Source organism: Candidatus Nitrosopumilus salarius BD31 (assembly GCF_000242875.2).
GTDB classification, from domain to species: Archaea; Thermoproteota; Nitrososphaeria; order Nitrososphaerales; family Nitrosopumilaceae; genus Nitrosopumilus; species Nitrosopumilus salarius.
Genome location: NZ_AEXL02000085.1, coordinates 1 through 1,042 on the forward strand (window position 1 = coordinate 1; position 1,042 = coordinate 1,042).

Below are 1,042 nucleotides of genomic sequence, written 5' to 3' on the forward strand. Positions count from 1 at the left end.
AACATCTTGATTGTTATCACTATTTCTGATATACTTGAATTTGCTAGTTCTAATTCCTACATAGCTTTTATGGTTTTCAGAAATATGGGGTATACTTTGAATGAAGATTGGTTTTTCATCAAGATGCTGGTTCGTAAAGAGTGGAATTAAACTAGTTCCATCAATATCTGAATTTAGATTTTCTAATCCTATCAATTCAATAATTGTGGGAAAAACATCTATCAATCCCACTTGCTGTGAAATAATCTCGTTAGGTTTGATATTAAAACCTGCAAAAATTAATGGAACTTTTAATACATCATCATAGACATGGCTGCCTTGACTCATTCGTGATGTTGTAAGGACTCGTTCTTCATATTTTGACAATGACAAATTTTTGATTTGTTTTTCTCTTCTAGAATTTCTAATTTTGTGTAGATATGATGAAAATCTTTTTTTTGGTCCATATAATACATTAGGAACCTTGTTACCAATTTGCCAAAGAGTTTTTTCTCCCATTCCAGACTCAAGATTTATTATTTTATCATTGATTTTTAATGAGCGAATATATTCTCCATGATCTGCTGTAAGAATAATCAAAGTATTTTCTAGATTAATTTTTTTCAAAAGTTTACCAATCCATGAATCAATTGCAGAGACCATTCTTTCATATGAGGTTTCACCATATTTTGGATGATCAAAGCTTTCAGGAACTACAATTGGTTGATGTAAGTCGTTAACGTGAACATAAAAAAACCACGGCTCGTTTAAAGCAGAATCTACCTTTGCAAGAATTTTTTCCCCCAATCCCTTAAACAAACTAAAATAATTATTATGACTTGATGATTCAAGTTTAAGATCAAAATCTTCTGTTAGCCCTAAAAATGAATTTACTTCAGACGTTGTTGCAAAAGTGTTAAAACCATGCTTTTTGAGATGCTCTACGTATGTAGGTATATCAGAATTTAGTTTTTCATACGTATCATTACTCATTCCAGTTTTGAAAGGAAAAAGTCCAGTAAACATGCTTCCCATTGAAGGCGAAGTGGAAGCAATGGAGCTT

The 1,042-nt window shown here is 31.3% G+C and carries 1 protein-coding gene; it reads right to left on the bottom strand.

What is annotated here, in order from left to right; translation table 11 throughout:
• A partial coding sequence (locus BD31_RS03925) for a sulfatase family protein (RefSeq protein ID WP_256359033.1) occupies positions 1 to 1,035 on the bottom strand: 1,035 nt, incomplete at its 3' end.
• Positions 1,036 to 1,042: the final 7 nt, after the last annotated feature.